The sequence below is a fragment of the Alteromonas naphthalenivorans genome (assembly GCF_000213655.1).
GTDB lineage: Bacteria > Pseudomonadota > Gammaproteobacteria > Enterobacterales > Alteromonadaceae > Alteromonas > Alteromonas naphthalenivorans.
Genome location: NC_015554.1, coordinates 1,378,825 through 1,396,240, shown reverse-complemented (window position 1 = coordinate 1,396,240; position 17,416 = coordinate 1,378,825). Strand labels below are relative to the sequence as shown.

The following is a 17,416-nucleotide window of genomic DNA, read 5'->3' as shown; positions in this document are numbered from 1 at the left end:
AACACGTTATTCACCTTCTAAAACGCACATCTTAATCGCTTCTGATAAACCTGAAAAACGCTTATCTCGCCGTTCTACCATAGCGCTAAATGTGGTGGTGTTCGCGATAATCAAACATCCTTCTTTCGCCCGCGTTAGGCCGGTGTACACTAGGCCCCGATGAAACAACCCTGCGGCTTTTTCACTTTCCGGTTTAGGCAGTAATAACACCACGTATTTAAATTCTGAGCCTTGCGATTTATGTATTGTCATTGCAAATACCGTTTCAAACGCAGGAACCCGAGATAACGAAATTGAACGTAGGTTGCCGTCTTGAGTTTCAAACCAAGCCAATAGCTTTCCATTAAAATCAGGCCAGATAATACCCACCTCACCATTTGATAAGCGCTGTGGATGATTGTTTTTCACAATCATAATGGGCTGGCCTTGGTAGAAAAAACCTTCGCGGCGTTTGATATTGTGTTTAATCGCATCGAACACCAATGCATTTAATCCTTCTACACCCATGTCGCCTTTTCGTATCGGGGTCAACCATCGCACGCGATTGAGCAAACTAAGGGCTTCTTTCGCGCTTTGCGCTTGAAACACAGGTTCGTAACTTTCTTGTGCTAACTTTTTTAACGCGCTGATTGTGAACTTACTTTCAGGTTGTATAAATACACCATCTTGTAGCCAGCGATTTTTGTCGCTTAGGTTTTTAGGCTTTTGGCTGGAAGCGTTTTCTGTGAGTAGCTTTTCTGTGGCAGCATCTGAATGCATAGCATCAAGCGCCTGCTTGCTTTTTCCTGCCTGAATAGCGGTGGCAACTTCAGCTACCTGCCCTTTAAATCGCTGAGGGGCTTGAAGGGTATGTACCCAGGTTTTGGCATTTTCGTTGAGCGGAAGTAAAGGCAGATGTGGACAGAGGGTAGCGATGTGCTGACGTAGTTCGCTAGTCACTGCGCCTAGGTTATTTTCAGATATACCCATTTCGGCAAACTCTGCTTCGTCGCTATCGTGCACAAGTTGCTCAAGTACATTCCCCAACTCTACAGCAGGCAGTTGATCGGCATCACCAATAAAATACAAACGCGCACGAGGCGGTAGAGCGCGAATAATTCTAGCCATGAGTGCCAAATCTACCATGGACGCTTCATCCACTATAAGCACATCAAGCATAAGCGGGTTGTGCTGATTATAGCGTGTGGCGATGGTGTGTTCACGTAGACCTAACAACCTATGTAATGTGACAGCATCAGTAGGTACACTATTTAATAATTTGTCATCCACCTTACCCCGTAAGGTTTCCAAATTACTCACAATAGACTCGGTCATGCGCTGCTGCGCTTTACCTGTTGGGGCGGCTAGTACTATGCGTTCATTCTGGTTACACGCTTGAAGCGCTAATAACAGCCTGAGTACGGTGTAGGTTTTCCCTGTGCCAGGGCCACCGTTAATAACACTAAATTGTTGCACTAAACTTTTGGCCACCGCAACTTGTTGCCAATCTTGCTCATCAATGGTGTTGGTTGGAAACATTGCTGGCCACAAGGCTTTAACCCGTGATAGCCCGTCTTCACTTAGCGCTGTGATATGAGTTCGATTAGCGATACTGGCGGCTATCTCTTGTTCAAAGTTATAGTAGCGCCGGCTATACAATTTGCCTGATTGATACACAAATAGCGGGGATATCTTGTTATTTTTGTCATCCTTTTCACTGCCCAGTGCCTTTTTAATTACACTGATCATTTCGGTAAGGCCAGGAAATTTGTAGCCTAATTTACGAGATGACGTAACTGAATCTGATGTTGTAGGTTCAGGTTGTACATACAATACCTGAGCAGATTGAGGCTCAGATTCGATCCAAGGTCGTGAATCAGGGTCGATTTCTAATTCACGTTCTTGTTCCTGTTCGGAATCAGTTTCTAATTTGGCTTCTAATTCGGCTTCTGATTCGGCTTCTGATTCGAGAAGGGGCTCAACAAACAACCGAGCTCCCGCGACTTCAGTGAGTAACAAGCAACTATGACCGCTGCGCTGCATAAATGACAACGTTACCAACAGGTGTAACCAAATAACCTGTTCAGCGTCGGTTAGGCTTTCGCAATGCGCAAACTCCAGTGCCACAAAACGATCGATAGCTTCAATGCCGAAAAGTTGTTCTAAGTACTCGTGACTATTTATCATAAGTCCAACTCCCCTTGCACTGCATCGGCTGACGGGTCATTTAAGCCTTGCTTGTTTGAAAGCGCTTCGCTAGAAACCGTTTTTCCTGAAGGTTCTTTTTCTTCTTCTTTGTCGTCGATGACGTCTATGCCTTCGTCTGCAATCTCTGGTGCAATCTCTGAGCCTGAAAATAAGCGATCCAATGCCTGTAGCGTTGCGCTATCTATGGGCGTGAAAAAGACGCCCTCCCCGTTCGTATTGCTTGGGTGCATGCCTCGCAAATACAAATAATACACGCCTCCAAAATGCGCTTCGGGCGTATAGTCAACAATGGCATTCTTTAAGTATCTATGTAGTGCTAAGCAATAGATTAAATACTGCAAGTCATATAGATGGTGCTGATTATTAGCGTTTAATGCTTGAGGCATATAGTGAGACACACTGTCGCCTAGCCACGTAGATTTATAATCGGCAACATAGTACTTACCTTCATAGGTAAATATTAAGTCGATAAAACCGTGCATCATGCCTTCAAGGGCCGACATCATTAAAGACGGAACAGGCTCTGCTGTAATAGGTTCTGATATAGATAAAATTGTGGCAGATTCGCCACTGTTATCTAGTGCAAGCTGCTTTGCCACAGACTTTCTATGTTCGAATAATATGTGCTTTAGTTCGCTCCATTTACTTTCGTTCATGGGAAAATAAAACTCCGCTTCCCGAAGGGTTTGCGGTAGTGAAAGGTCTGATAAGGTTAAATGACTCGGCGCCTGCTTTGTACCCAATGGCGTAGCTAGCACTTCGTCTAACCAGTTATACAAATCGTCTGTACGCGATGCTTCTAAACCAAATCGAACGGCAAGTTCAGCGCCGTTTTCATTCCAATCAGGCGCAGAAAAGTCATTTAGCTCGAGTAAGTCATGCAATAAATTACCGGCGCTCGCCCCTTTTTGTAAGGTAAAGCGTATTTGGTTCTGAGAAACAACCTCAGCAGAGTTAACCTCAAAACCATCATCTGATGTTATCTCTTCGTCTCGCACGGTTTGCATAACGGGTATGCTGGGTACTGTTTGGCTAACATCTTTTACTGCTTGGCTTGCTGACATCACCGTCATGCGGCTAATGGCCGAGAAAGAATATAACCGCCAATCTTCGCTGCTTGTACCTGCAAACGTTAGCGTATTTAAGGGGACAACCGTTTCTGTACTGTCAAAGCTTGAGTACTCATGCGCCATCGAATCAGCACTAATGTGAGTAGCGTGAGCATCGGGTTCACGAGCAATCGCGTCTAGCATGGTGCCCCAATCACGACCTTCATCGTCATTAATGTTAAGAGCGTGGGCCAAGGCGGTTTTTTCATGTCCGTCTAGTGGTAATACGCCCATATAACAGCGATGAGCTGCACGGGTAACGGCTACATAGGCTAATCGCATTTCTTCAGCGTCGCCCTCTTTGCGTACCCGTTCAATTGCCGTATTAGTGCGTCCTAATTGCAGCTGCAATTCTTGGCTCTGTTCATCGTAATAGGTGAATATTTGCGAGTACGACTTTCCACTTTTCGCTGGGTCTCGGTAACCCGTAGCAAAGGGAACAAACACAATGGGGTACTCTAAGCCCTTAGACCCGTGCTGGGTAACCAAGCGTATTAACTGGCTGTCACTTTCAAGTCTTAGCGTCATTTCTTCATCACTTTCAGGCTGATGAATTTGCTTGTGTAACCAATCAAGTAATTGCTCGGGGCGCTGATGGGTTGCCCCCGCTTTTTCTAAGGTTTCCGCTAAATGTTGGTAATTAGTAAGCGCGCGCTCTACTTCTGAACCATATGGTGTGTAATTCTCTTGCATTAAGTGCAGCAGTACGCTCATGCAGCCTTTTTGAAGCCACATATCACGTAGTGAGGTAACCTTGTCATAGGCTTCATCCCATAGCGCATCGTCTTCGTGATACAACAAATTGACTAGGGTTTGCGGTGTGTACCCCCATAAAGGTGAAGCTAAACTTGAGGCCACCTTGCTGGTATCTGTGTTGTGCCACACACCATTAAGTAAGCGCAGCACATCTTTAGCCTCGGGGGTGGCAAATAAATTACTTCTATCGCTTAAATAAACGCAGGCTAAACCCTGTTGCTGTAATACATATTTAATGACGGAAGCTTCATTACGGTTTTTTACCAGTATGGCAATATCGGCAGGTTTAACCGGTCTAGCGGGTTTAGTGGGATCCTTTTCATCTACAAAAGTCACCTCGTTAAACAAACGGTAAATCTCTTGCGCTATCCATTGCGCTAAACCACGGCGTAGCGTATTCGCATCACTTTTTTCATCTAAGCTGAAGCTCACGTAATTCATTGCATCACGTTCGTCATTAGGATCGTTAAGTGGATGCGTTGCTGCCGCGGCTTTGGGTGTAAATTCGACCGGATTGTATTGAATATTAAAGCCGAACACATCTCTAGGGCTAGGCGCTTGTGTGCCTAGCTTTTGTAGATCAGACTCTTGTAGATCAGGCTCTTGTAGAACGGGGGCTTGCGGAACCGGCGCGCCATAAAAAAGACGGTTATAGGCCTTCACCATACCGGCGACCGAACGCCAGTTGGTGTTCATTACCCAGCGATAATCGGCCTGCTGCCCTGCTTTTAAATAAGTAAATATGTCGCCGCCCCTGAAGCGGTAAATCGCTTGTTTGGGATCGCCAATCATCAGAAGCGCGTTTTCGCTTTTCGAATTGCCAGCGCCTGTTTCGAAACCCGTATCTTCTTTAGCGCTAACATCACTACCGTGAATAGATGCTTTGGGATAGACCGCATCTAAAATAGCGTATTGCTTGGCATCGGTATCTTGAAATTCATCAATTAACGCAACGGGGAATTTCTTTCTAAGCTCAGGTACTAAGCTATTATCAGGCTTAACCACTTCATCGGCGAGCATACGAATAAGGTCGTCAAAGTCGATAACCCCAAGTTGCTGCTTTTGCGCCGCTACGTTGCTTTTAATAAAGCTAATGGCATCGTTGATTAGGGTAAAAACGGGAATTTTATCGAGATTATCTTGCTTGTCTTTGCATGCTGCTAATATCGCATCGGCAAAGCCTTTAATGGGTGCAAGAATTTCTTTTACCCCAGACTTATTTCTACCAAACCGACGACCATCAAGAAACGCGGCTCCTTCTGCCGGTAGCGGCTCATATTCACCGCTTTCAAGCCAAGATTTGAGCGCAGCAAGTTCAGGTGTACGCACCGCTTTATGATCAGGTTTTTTAAGTAGTTGAGCGTGAATAAGCGCTTCGTTATCCACAATATTATTATAATGAAAGGTAAACTGTGCAGGCGCAGTACTCTCGTTTTCGTGCAGGCCAGCGATAAACGCTTTTTCTATGGTTTCTTCATCTAGCAAAACCGGCGTAAGCGCACTTCTTACGCTTGATGAGAATTCTTTTAATAGGTTGTCTGGCACATGCCAGCCTTGTTCCGCCAACAACATGAAGTCGTCTTCATTTTGGGAGACTTTTCTTATCCAATCCTGTGTTGCTTGCAAATAGAGATCGTTAGTGTCTTTACTTAAGTTCAGCGCCATTGCAAAACCACTATTAAACGCTAATTGCCCAATCACATGCTGGCAAAAGCCATGAATAGTGAAGACTGACGCATCATCAAGTTCTAATTGCGCAGCTTTTAGCAGGGCCAAACTGTCTTTCGGTGAACAGGCCCTATAGAGGTGGGCATAGACAGGATCGGCACTGTTTAATAGCGCAGCTAGGTCAGCGCTTTCCTTTACATCGTCATTGTCGATACTAGCGCTATCATTACCAGCACTGGCACTAGCTGTATTAATGTCATTAACGTCTAAACACGCTTCCCAAAACGCGGAGGCTTCTCGCAGCGTTTTGGCTACACGGCCTTTAATTTCTTCGGTGGCCGCTTTGGTGAAGGTCATCACCAAAATTTCTTTTACATTAAGCTTTTTCTCTAACAATAAGCGTAAGTACAAGCGGGTGATGTTATAGGTTTTACCCGTGCCCGCGCTGGCTTCAATTAAATGCCTTCCTTTTAGGGGCATGGCTGGCACATTTAGCAATTGCGAAGCACTTGTGGATGCTTCACGGTTAGACAAGCTCATAACTGCTCCTGTGATGAAATGTTAGCCACCAATGCAAACAACAAAAATGCGTGTGTGGCTGGCACATCATGCCAACTCACGCCATCAGGAAATAACCATTTAACATAAGGGTTGCTCGCGATATCAGCAGTAAATTGCCCTGATGACTGAAGCCAATTTTTGAGTATGCGCTGGGCATCATCACTGGCAAAAAATGCACGTATATCCGGTATTAGCGACTTGCAAGATTCATCTGTGTCTTCAGTATCAACGCCGCCTTGTATATCTACACTTTCTCTATCTTCTATATCGTGGCCGCCAAGGCTAGCCAGAAATGTGGGTAAGGAGATTTTGTTTGCCAGAAGAGTTCCGGGGGATTTTTTTGTGCCACTGACTACTGCACTCATTAATGAGCTATATACGGGTGTTGGGGCGCTCAATATCTCAACAAACAATGATTCAATACTTAGCAAAATTTGGTAGGCTGTGGTTTTATCTACTGACGGAAAGCTACGCTTCATTAGCTTGGTTTCACCTTTTACCCAATCGCAGTAAAAGATATCTAGCGGGTATTGTGTATAGGGTGTTACTTCATCGCTTGCGCTAAACACAAGCTGTGTCATAAAGTAACCTAACGCTCTAATGTCATTCACCTTGCCTGCGCACGGCTGCATCAAGCTGTTTCCACCTTCAAGCGCACTCGCGGTAAACGTAAAGTGTTTGCCTGCAAATTGCGCCCGTTTGGGTTCGGCATCATGAGGTCCCATCGCTTGGGTAAGAGCTACCGCGCTTTCCTTCCACAGCTCAAGCTCCTCTTGCGCCACCGGGTTATTGGGAATGTCACCACGAAGCGTGGCGAATTGCACTACCCTATCGCTGTGCTGAAGGGTTGCTGCATTGGCATCATCAAATGAAGCACTGGAAGAAAACATAGCATCGAGTACTTGGTACCGCACTAGTGCGTTGGTTTCAAAAGGTTCGCTATTGTCTAGCAAAGTCACCGATTGGGATAAATTTACCCCCAATCGCTGCTGAGAAAAGAACGCTAGTGGGTCGCTAAACGCTCGAGCCACCTGCATACACTGAAAGCTGGTATTTTCAGGCGAGCTGTCTACCGCCAAAGGCGCGAGTGAATGTGCTTGTTCCCCAGCTTCTTTGCTGCTTTCTTTGCTGCTTTCTTCGCTGCTTTCTTCGCTGGTGTCAATGTTGCGGCCACCCGTAGCGGCGTCTCGTAGTGATTGGGCTAGACGCAACCAGCCCGTTTCATAGCTTGGAAGTGTGCCGGTAAAAGCACTTTCACTAAACGGGTGCAATGGGGCATGTTTTAAATAATGACCAATGTTTACCTGATAGCCCGTGTCTAACATATCAAGAAATTCGCCTAACACTAGGCTGGGCTGCCGCTCACTGTTATTTTTTACATCGTTACCTTGGTAGCTTAAATATAGGCTTTCTCTGGCCGAAATAATCGCTTCTAAAAAAAGATACCTGTCTTCTAAACGACGAGAACGATCGCCCACTCTTCTATCAGGCCCCGCCATTAAATCGAGCCCTAACGGTGTAGACTTACGCGGAAACTCGCTGTCGTTAAGCCCTAATATGCACACTTTTTTAAACGGGATACTACGCATAGGTAGCATGGAGCATACCGTGACTTGCCCCGTCATAAAGTGATTACCCGCATCGGGAGAGGAAAATCGGCTTAACAGTAATTCCCGCACCTGACGTAAACTTAAATCGTAGGTATAATCGGCTTCTTCACATCGAGCAGACAAATCAGCGGCAACTTTAGCAATAAGATCCCAGCTGTGTTCTTGTTCTTTGGTTGGCGTAAAGCAGGTATCACGCAGGGCCAATAAATCGGCACCCCATGCATTCGGGCTTCGCGGGGTATTAAGCTCAGTGGCAAATCTGCCTAGTAACTCAATAACATGGATAAGCTTACCAAGCGTTACCGTCGACTGACCTTCCACATCAGGAATAGTCAGCATGTCGTCAATAACACCTTCACTATCTGGCGCTAACATACCTAACAATAAACGCCTAATTCCCCACCACCAGCTGTAAGTGTTTTCATGGGTGGCCCCTGACGATACATTGGCTTTGTGGCTACCATTTAATCCCCAGTGAATATGGGCTTGCTTAAGCCATACCGTCATTTGATCAATATCGTCTTGTGCAATACTAAAGCGCTTTTGTACCGCATCTAGTTGTAAGTAATCCACGATATCTGATACGCCAAAACGGCTATCTGGCAAATGAAGTAGCGTCATGTAGGCGGCAATAAGAGGTTCTGCATCCATGGGGCTTCTATCTGCGATAGAACATGGTAAGCGTACAGGCCCATTGCCCCCTAGCGGTTTGGTACCCACTCTATGAAATACGGTATCAACAAATGGGGCATAGTTTTCTATCGCGGGGCACATCACCAGCACGTCGGATGGCGTTCGCGATGAGTCTTGCGATAACCAGTGCAGTAAATGATCGTGCAACACCTGTACTTCCCGCAGCGCTGAATGCGTACACATAATGGTAACACTGTCATCAGCGTTATCGGTGTTGTCTGCTTCTGTGCTCTGTATGCTTGCGAAAGGCATAGCGGGTAACGCTTCTAATATGTCGTTGTGAATTTGGTTTAATAGTAACGTTTCACCCGTTTCGCTATCTGCAGGAATAGGTGCGTCGAAGGCACTGACTTCAAAGGTCTCTAAATCGGTGAGCAAATTAAAAAGCTCTCTGCCCTGCTGGCCCAAATTGCCTAACAGCGGGTTACTTTGGTCTTGCTGCATCCATTTCTCTAGCCCATCCATGCGCAGCTGCCTTGCTAGTTCACTATCGCTTTTCGCATCGCCCCAATAATTCACACTTGGGTTCAGATGAAAAATATGAATATCAATGTGCGCCGCTAGCGCATCGAAAAAGGCAATCAACTGCGGCGCCATAGTGTTTATAGCAAACACCACAATACGATTAGGTAATTCGCTATCACCACTTTTTAGATGATCGCCGTTATTTAACGCAGTCAGGGTAAGTTGGTGCAGTCGTGCAGGATGTAAAGGTTCTTGCTTGACTAGATGGCGCCATATTTCACTTTGCCAAATTTCAGATTCATCATTGCTTTTACGCTGGCTTTCTTCCCATGCAAACAGCCAATCTGGACGATATAACAAATATTGCTCGTACACATCGGCAAGCGCCGTTGCCAATTGCAACCGTTGTACGCCCTGCTCTTGCTCACTTCCCGCTTGTAACCAGTATTTATTAACTTGCTCGAACGCTGCCGAAGATTGTAGAGATGCCTCTTGTCCTGATACCTCTAGTCCCGATGCCTCTAGTAAAAGGGCATCAATGCGCCATACGAGGACTTCACGTCGATAAGGTGATTGCTTAGGTACTTTATCTTTACCCAACACCAGCCTTGCCGTGTTCCACATAAATCTAACCGGCAAAGGAAAATCAAGATTCATCGCCACGCCCTGCTCTTTAGCAAGTTGCATACTTACCCAGTGCTGCATACCTGGGCTTTCTACCAGTATGGTTTCAGGCGTAAAAACACCATTGGGTTGATGCTTAATTAGCGTGGTAAGGAGGAAGCTGAGGTGTTCAAGTTTGTTCGATGGATAAAGCGCGAGCAATCGGAAAATCCTTTGTCGTATTCAGCGGGCGTTATGATAATGAGTGTATCGTAATTCGTTGGATAGGTAAGCTGAAATTGGACAGATTTAAGCGATATTATTAAGGGGTGGTATTTAGTAGATAACTAATAGGGACAGACAATAAAAAGAAAAAAACCCATACAGGCCTCAGGACACGAAAAACCTGTATGGGTAAGGTTTACGGGTTACCCAGTAGCAACGTGAATAAACGTTGCCTGGCGCTCATTCACGTTAGCGCTACTGCATAACACAGTTAACAAAATTGATTTTGCAGGTTAAGTGCCAACTTTTATTTTCAATTAAAACAACGAGTTAATTAAAACTCTAATTTATATAAGTCTTTCCTTAGGTTACTAATGGTGCAGATGCACCATTTATGCACCATGAATAAAGCTTCTATCAAGCACTAAACGAGGGACTGACACCCTGAACCTGCAACGGAATTTAAGCTAAATAAGTCATCAATAAACATTCACTGACTCTTCGCATTGCAGTACAATTTCCTCAATTAGAAATTAAGCATACCGCAACCTAGTGCTTAATTTGATAAAGACTTAGTTTTAGGAAAAATAATGCTTACACAACAACAACTTGCCACCATGCTTGCGCTACAAGACAAAATGAACACAAAAGTTAATCCCGATTGGATTAACGCAGGCTACGGTTACTTGCGAGCAGCCATGGTGGAATCCGTTGAAGCTATTGAGCACCACGGCTGGAAATGGTGGAAAGCACAGCAAAAAGACTTGCCACAACTGCAAATGGAATTGGTTGATATTTGGCACTTCGCTCTATCTGCATGCATCATTGATTCTGAAGGTGAAGTCAGTACTGCTGCTGAAAGCATTGCCGCGCAATTGGCGTTAGGTGATGTTACCGTTACTTTCGACGGCAAAGAATACCACCCCAAACAACAGTCGCTGCTAGACAATTTAGAGTTGATGACGGGGCTTTGTGCCGCTAAACGTTTTAGTGTGCCGCTTTTCATGGAAATTGTTGAGCAGTGCGATATGCATGCCGATGAACTTTATCGCCAGTACGTGGGCAAAAACGTTTTAAACTTTTTCCGTCAAGATAACGGTTATAAAGAAGGCACATACAAAAAAGAGTGGCAAGGCCGCGAAGATAACGAACATTTGGTGGAAGTCATGAATGACTTGAACCTGTCTGACGCCAGTTTCAGTGACAACGTGTATAAAGGGCTTCAAGCAAGATACACTGCGTAACCTAAATGACTTAGTGCTAGTTGCGCTTTACCTAACAGCACCTACAAAAAAGCCGAGCATAGTCATGTGCTCGGCTTTGTTATTTTTGATGCTGCTAAACTGATTTGTTAAGCATCTACCCACACTAATTTTTCTTTGTATTCACCTTGAATAACAATATCAAAGCGCTCTTCAAGCACATGACGTTTTACCTTAAGTGTAGGGGTAAGTAAGTCGTTCTCAATGCTCCACTCATTTTTCATGATAACTACACGATCCATAACCTGATGGCTCTCTAGTTTCGCATTGATGTGTTCGAAGGTCTTTTTAAGACTAGCTTCAACACTGGATTTATCATGCTTTTGTGCATCTTCACTTAGTACTAATAAAGCGACAGGCTGAGGAAGGTTATTCCCCGTTACACAAACCTGTTCTACGATAGGGTTTTCCATGAATTTGGCTTCAATAGGTGCTGGCGCTACATATTTACCCTTGGCTGTTTTGAAAATATCTTTCAATCGGCCGGTAATCTTAACGTAACCGTCTGCATCAATAACACCTTTATCGCCCGTACGAAGGTACTTATCTTCAGTAAAAACTTCTGCCGTTTTATCTGGCTCTAAGTAGTATTCCAGCAAATTACAAGGCGCTTTAACCTGAATCTCACCTTCTTCTGAAATGCGAACATCAACGCCCTGATACGCTTTACCGATACAACCAATTTTGTCGTGGCGGAAAGGCACGCTGCTAGTACCGTAGGCACTGTTTTCTGTCATACCCCAACCTTCTGAGATATACACACCAATTTTAGCGAACCATTCAATAACGGCAGGCGCTAATGGTGCTGAACCACTGGCCCATAATCGCGCGCTGTCGATACCAATTCCTTTACGTACTTTCTTCGCTACCAGCTTATTGATAATAGGAATTTTCAGTAAGGTATCGAGTTTTTTCTGTGGCATTTTAGCCAATACGCCCATCTGGAACTTAGTCCAAAGACGAGGAACAGAAATAAATAAGGTAGGTTCGCAGTGAAGTACATCACGTTGGAACGACGATAACGTTTCAACAAAGTGAATTTTGCCACCACTGTAATAGCTTGCCAATTCAACCAGTACTCGTTCGGTGATGTGAGCAAGAGGAAGGTAGCTTAGAAGCCTATCGTCACGGTTGACGTTAAGTTGCTCTAACGATTGCTGTGCAGCCCAACAAATAGTGTAATAACTATGTACTACCCCTTTCGGCTGACCCGTACTGCCTGACGTATAAATAATGGTCATGATGCTGTTCATATCTTGAACAGGCGAGTCATCTATTGGCGAACAATCGATGAACTCTTTCCATTGCTGCTTAGTAGCGATATTCGGATAAGGAAAGGCGACGGTATTATATTCAGCTGGAATAGACGCTACTTGCTCTGCAGTATTATCTAATTTGCCTACGAATAATAATTGAACGTCGGCGTGCTTGAGAACGTATTGTACGGTATCAGGGCCAGCAGTAGAGAAAATTGGCACGGAGACGTGCCCTGCCATCATTATACCTAGATCGGTAATGAACCATTCGGCACAATTTTTCGAGAAAATACCGATTCGGCTACCCGCAGGCAATGCCATTTCTTCAAGGCGTTTTGCCACGCGGCGAGCTAGGTTCCCCACCTGCTTCCACGTATAATTTTGATATTCACCATTAACAGGCTGAGTAAGGAAAACGTCGTCCCCACTGGTTTGTTCCCAGTGGTACAACATACTTAATGGCGATTTAATCACTTCAGTGCTGTTTGCATTTGCTGTCATGTCTAGCGGCATAGGTCACTCATATGTTGTTATAATGTAGCTTATTTTTACAATCATTTCACAGATCTCTAATAAGCCTTATTTTCAGATGAATAACAAGCTTTTTAAACGGACGTTTACATTTCATGCGATGAATGACGTGGCATAGCGCCTGAAATTTAGATTTCTTATAGTTTAGACTTAACTTCTATGATGATCTAATACGCGTTAATTTTAAGCAAACACGCATCACATCATCACTTTAAAAGTTAACAATGCACTTAATCAGCAAAATGCACTCACCATTTTTTATTCAAGTAGGGGAATAGTTCGCTGCTAGGCATAGGTTTAGCGTAAAAGTAGCCTTGGTGTAAAACACATCCTTTCTCAGACAAACTTAACGCCTGCTCTTGAGTTTCTACGCCCTCCGCAACACTCAGCATATTTAAGCTACTAGCAAGGGTTATAGTGGTGGTTACCAAAGCATCATTCGCATTGCCTGGCGCCATATCGTCAACGAAGCTTTTATCAATTTTAAGTACCGATAGTGGGTAACGTTTAAGATAACTTAGCGACGAGTAGCCAGTGCCAAAATCATCTAACGCTAGAATAAAACCTGCATCAACAAAGCGTTCAATTTGACGCAGCGCATTGTCACTATCATCCATCAACACACCTTCTGTAATTTCAAAACGAAACGCTTCTTTTGGCAGATTGAATTCTTTTAGTAACGAAAAAACACTTTCTAAATCAAATTCGGTTTTAAAATGAAGGGCAGATAAATTGATTGAAACGAACCCTGTGAAGCCGTCTTCATACCAAGTAGCAAGGTCTTCGGCAGCCCTACGCATCGCCGCTCGAGTGACTTCAATGATATACCTTAGCTCTTCTAGAACAGGAATAAAGACGTCAGGGTAAATGGGGTTACCATCGAGCTCACCACGCAGTAACAGTTCAACCCCTATCGTGTTTTTTTCATGGGTATTAATGATTGGCTGGTAATGATTGAAAAAACTGTCTTCAGAGTAAGCCCGTTTTATCAAATTCTCTGTGATGAGCCTTTGTTTAGCCCTGTCGTTCATGTCTTTTGTGAAATATGTGAAGCCACTTAGCGTGTCTTTCTTTGCAGAATACATGGCCACATCAGCTTGCTTAATAAGTTCGGCGGGCTCTATGGCATCGTCGGGGTAAAAGGCAATACCCACACTGCATGACACTCGTAGCACCTCGTTAGCCAGCGAGATAGGTGTTTCAACCGACTCGATTAATTGTGCCACAAAGGAGGTTAGCCCATCCGTGGTTTCCATGTCTTCAATGACGATTACAAACTCATCGCCGCCCAACCGCGCCACAGTACCTGCATCAGATACTAAATTGCGCATTCTATTCGCCACGACTTTAAGTAGCTTATCGCCATAATCATGACCGAGTGAGTCGTTAATACCTTTAAAGCGGTCTAAATCGACAAATAACACTGCTACATGGGCACTTTTTTGACGCGCACCAGCAATAGCATGTTCTAGCCTGTCCAACAGTAAGCTGCGGTTAACTAAGCCGGTTAGGCTGTCGTAATTAGCTAACTTTAACAGCTTACGTTCTGCATTTTTTTGTTCAGTAATATCAGACACCACAAGTAGATAATGATCAGCTTGCTCGTCTTTTTCGTTCCCTTTAACAGCGCTGATGTCTATAAGAACGTCGTACTGCTTTGTATCAGCGCCTTCAATAACCGCCTCGTCTTTCCAGAACTCTCCCCCTTTAAGATCAGAGAGCTTGCCAGATAGCTGCCATTCCAACGTAGGATAACGGGTGAAAAGCCTATCTATTTGCTTTGCTAACGACTCTTTACTGTTGAAATTAAATACGTTTTCAAATGCAGGGTTTGCAGCTACAGGCACTTTATTTTTATCAAAAATAAGTACCCAGTCGCGGGTTTGTCGAAACGCATCGCTAAAAAGTAACGCTTGCTGTTGCGCTTTTTGAAGTCGAAATAGATGACGCTGGCGTGAAACCACGTACGCAATAATCATCAGCAGTATTAAGGTGAAATACGCTGCATAGGCAAAAGGCGAACGCCATGGTACATAAGGCATATCAAACGTCAAAGTGGCGGGTAAAACGTTATATTCTACACTGCTAGCAAGTGGTCCCACTGTAAAGTGATAACGACCTGGCTCCAAGTTAGTTAGGGTAATTTTATCGTCTTCTGACACGCCCTCGCTGATAACTTGATTGTAGCGTGATAAGGTGTAGTGATACTTTGCTTTACCCACTCCATTCATCGACAAGGATGAAAAGTGGATGGTCATTCCGTAGTCTTGATAATCCAAACTGATATTCTGTCCGTTCAGATTACCCAGTGGAAGCGGTAGTTCCCGGGAATCTACGCTAACGTCAGTAATGGCAGTTTGTCTTGAAATTAGATTGGAGTTATTACCTATCTGTTTCAGCAAAGCGGGTGAAAACACCACGACGCCGGAAGTGGAACCGTAGGCGAGTCGCCCATCTATGAGCTCAAGTGATGCCCCTTGATTAAATTCTGACACTGATAATTCGCGGCCATAAATAAAGTTTTGCACTTGGGCTGAGGCTGGTGAGTACCGATGCAACCCAGAATGCGAACTAAACCAAATGTCCCCATTACTGTCTTTTTGTAGACCGTAAACGATATTGGAGAGCAACAAATTACTCTCGTTTAAATTGTAAAGCGGTTCAAAGGTATCAGCATCTACACCGAATAACCCATACCCGCTAAAGGCTAGCCATAGCACACCTGTATTATCGATAACCCACGACGTTATCGACCGTTCATTCGCTCGTTGTTTTTCTGAAAAGCGATATACCAACTCATGCTCTAAAGTAACTGGGTCGACCAGCCATAAACCGCCAACCATGGCGAGAAACAGACGGTTATCGTGATAAGGAGAGGCACCTAAGAAACCAATGGAAAAATTGATATCGAAGATATCCTCGTCCAAATCGATAATATCTAACTTTTGCGCGTCTAAGTTGTAGCGGTAGTAATGATTACCTACAAAATATAAGTCGCCGTCAGCACCGATGGTGATACTCGAGTTCCATGCATTGAACACATCGCTATCAAAAGATGATTGCAATCGTGGTATGGATAACTTCCCTGTACTGGGGTCGAACAACCGAATTCCCATGTAAGTTTGCACAAACAACCTGCCATCGCCTGTGGGAACTAACTTTTCGATTAGCCACTCTCTGTCGGCCACAAATTCACTATCAGAGGTAATGAACTGTTCTGATGTGCGCGTAGTTAGGTTAAATCGATTCAGCCCATTCTCGGTACCAATCCACAAGACGTCCTTATCGGTTTGCGCTAAAGACCAAACCACACTGTCGCTTAGCGCGGTACTCTTGTCATTTCGATTGTTTTGAATCGCATAAATTTCGGCGCTTTTCACACCAAAATACAGTGCCCCCGCATAGACCGAACTTAACCATAAGTTCCCCGAATAATCGGTTTCAATATCAAGAATGCGTTTATTAGAGAGTTCTGTTCTGCCGTTATGTGGCTCAAGGATGTGTTCACTCACCCACTTGTTTTGGCTAAGTTGTAATTCAAAAAGACCTTCGTTGGTGCCAAACCAAAATGCATTATCGTCACGTTGTTCCATCGTCCAAATGTTGCGGCTTCTCACTACTCGCTGAAATCCCGAGGGCTTACCACTAACAACATGCGACAACAACTCACCTTTCGTGGTCTGAAATAACCCATTAACCGTACCGAGCCAAATTCTACCTTGTGCGTCGTGCATCAGAAATTTGGTGTTTAGGTTATCCACGTCAGGCTCAATCCCGTTTAAGTAACTAACGGAGATAGCTGTTGCATCGGCGTTGGATAAATCGAAGGCATCTAATCCATCACTAGTAGCCAGTAACAGCCAGTTGTCTACAACGATAATATCTCGAATGAAATGCCGCTGAGCAATCAGTTCGTCACTAAGTGTGAAGATTGTCTCGTAAGACATGGTGTTAGTGTCAAAACGAACGACCTGCTCAGGCATACCAATGAATAAGGTGGTTTCATTTTGCCAAAAAAACTGACTCACATCCTGAAACCAATCTTCTTGAGTTGAAAAAGGCAACGCCACTTGTTTGGTGATGGCTTGGGTGTCGAAATCAAGACGGAAAACACCCGACGCGTACGTGCTTATCCATAATGCTTTGTCAGTTTCTAAACTAATTTTGTTTATAGATGCATTAACGAAAAGATCGTTCGGGCCTTTTATGATTTTTGTTCTAACGCCATCCCAACGTGCTACGCCGCCATCAGTGGCTATCCATACAAAGCCATCTGCATCTATCGCGATATCGTTGACAACGTCTTGTGGAAGCCCATTTTTAGTGGACAGCGATTGAAATACGGGATTTGAAAGACGGGGAGACTCAGCGTAGCTAACAGTGCTAACGAAACAAACAGCAAATAAAACTGAGATTAGGTACCAGCGCATGACAACTCGTTTGAATGAATCGTTATTATTATTTGTTATAGTGTATCAGAATGTTTGAGT

The 17,416-nt window shown here is 44.4% G+C and carries 6 protein-coding genes; 1 reads left to right on the top strand and 5 read right to left on the bottom strand.

All coding sequences use genetic code 11. From position 1 onward, the window contains the following. Positions 1-6: 6 nt before the first annotated feature. The 3 genes from recD to recC are packed head-to-tail and all read right to left on the bottom strand — an operon-like array spanning position 7 to position 9,874. Positions 7-2,166 carry an exodeoxyribonuclease V subunit alpha gene (gene recD, locus AMBT_RS05960; RefSeq protein WP_013783690.1) on the bottom strand — a complete coding sequence of 720 codons (2,160 nt, stop codon included), beginning with the start codon at positions 2,164-2,166 and terminating at the stop codon, positions 7-9. Continuing rightward, positions 2,163-6,260, bottom strand: a complete 4,098-nt coding sequence (gene recB, locus AMBT_RS05955) for an exodeoxyribonuclease V subunit beta (protein WP_013783689.1) — start codon at positions 6,258-6,260, stop codon at positions 2,163-2,165. Before recB ends, recD begins: the two co-directional genes overlap by 4 nt. Then, positions 6,257-9,874: an exodeoxyribonuclease V subunit gamma gene (recC, locus tag AMBT_RS05950; RefSeq protein WP_013783688.1), complete on the bottom strand. Its 3,618-nt coding sequence runs from the start codon at positions 9,872-9,874 to the stop codon at positions 6,257-6,259. Before recC ends, recB begins: the two co-directional genes overlap by 4 nt. A 593-nt stretch (positions 9,875-10,467) precedes the next feature. Here recC and AMBT_RS05945 point away from each other — a divergent pair. Next, positions 10,468-11,121, top strand: a complete 654-nt coding sequence (locus AMBT_RS05945) for a dUTP diphosphatase (RefSeq protein WP_013783687.1) — start codon at positions 10,468-10,470, stop codon at positions 11,119-11,121. Between the two features lie 107 nt (positions 11,122-11,228). On the opposite strand, the gene AMBT_RS05940 is transcribed toward AMBT_RS05945, so the two are convergent. Next, positions 11,229-12,908 carry an AMP-binding protein gene (locus AMBT_RS05940; RefSeq protein ID WP_013783686.1) on the bottom strand — a complete coding sequence of 560 codons (1,680 nt, stop codon included), beginning with the start codon at positions 12,906-12,908 and terminating at the stop codon, positions 11,229-11,231. Positions 12,909-13,174: 266 nt separating this feature from the next. Then, positions 13,175-17,356, bottom strand: coding sequence for an EAL domain-containing protein (locus tag AMBT_RS05935; protein ID WP_013783685.1), 4,182 nt, complete (start codon positions 17,354-17,356; stop codon positions 13,175-13,177). Positions 17,357-17,416 lie beyond the last annotated feature (60 nt).

Excerpts from the sequence above, each read along its gene's own strand:
- recD (WP_013783690.1), bottom strand. The coding sequence starts at position 2,166 with ATGATAAATAGTCACGAGTACTTAGAACAACTTTTCGGCATTGAAGCT.
- recB (WP_013783689.1), bottom strand. The coding sequence starts at position 6,260 with ATGAGCTTGTCTAACCGTGAAGCATCCACAAGTGCTTCGCAATTGCTA.
- AMBT_RS05945 (WP_013783687.1), top strand. The coding sequence starts at position 10,468 with ATGCTTACACAACAACAACTTGCCACCATGCTTGCGCTACAAGACAAA.
- AMBT_RS05940 (WP_013783686.1), bottom strand. The coding sequence starts at position 12,908 with ATGCCGCTAGACATGACAGCAAATGCAAACAGCACTGAAGTGATTAAA.
- AMBT_RS05935 (WP_013783685.1), bottom strand. The coding sequence starts at position 17,356 with ATGCGCTGGTACCTAATCTCAGTTTTATTTGCTGTTTGTTTCGTTAGC.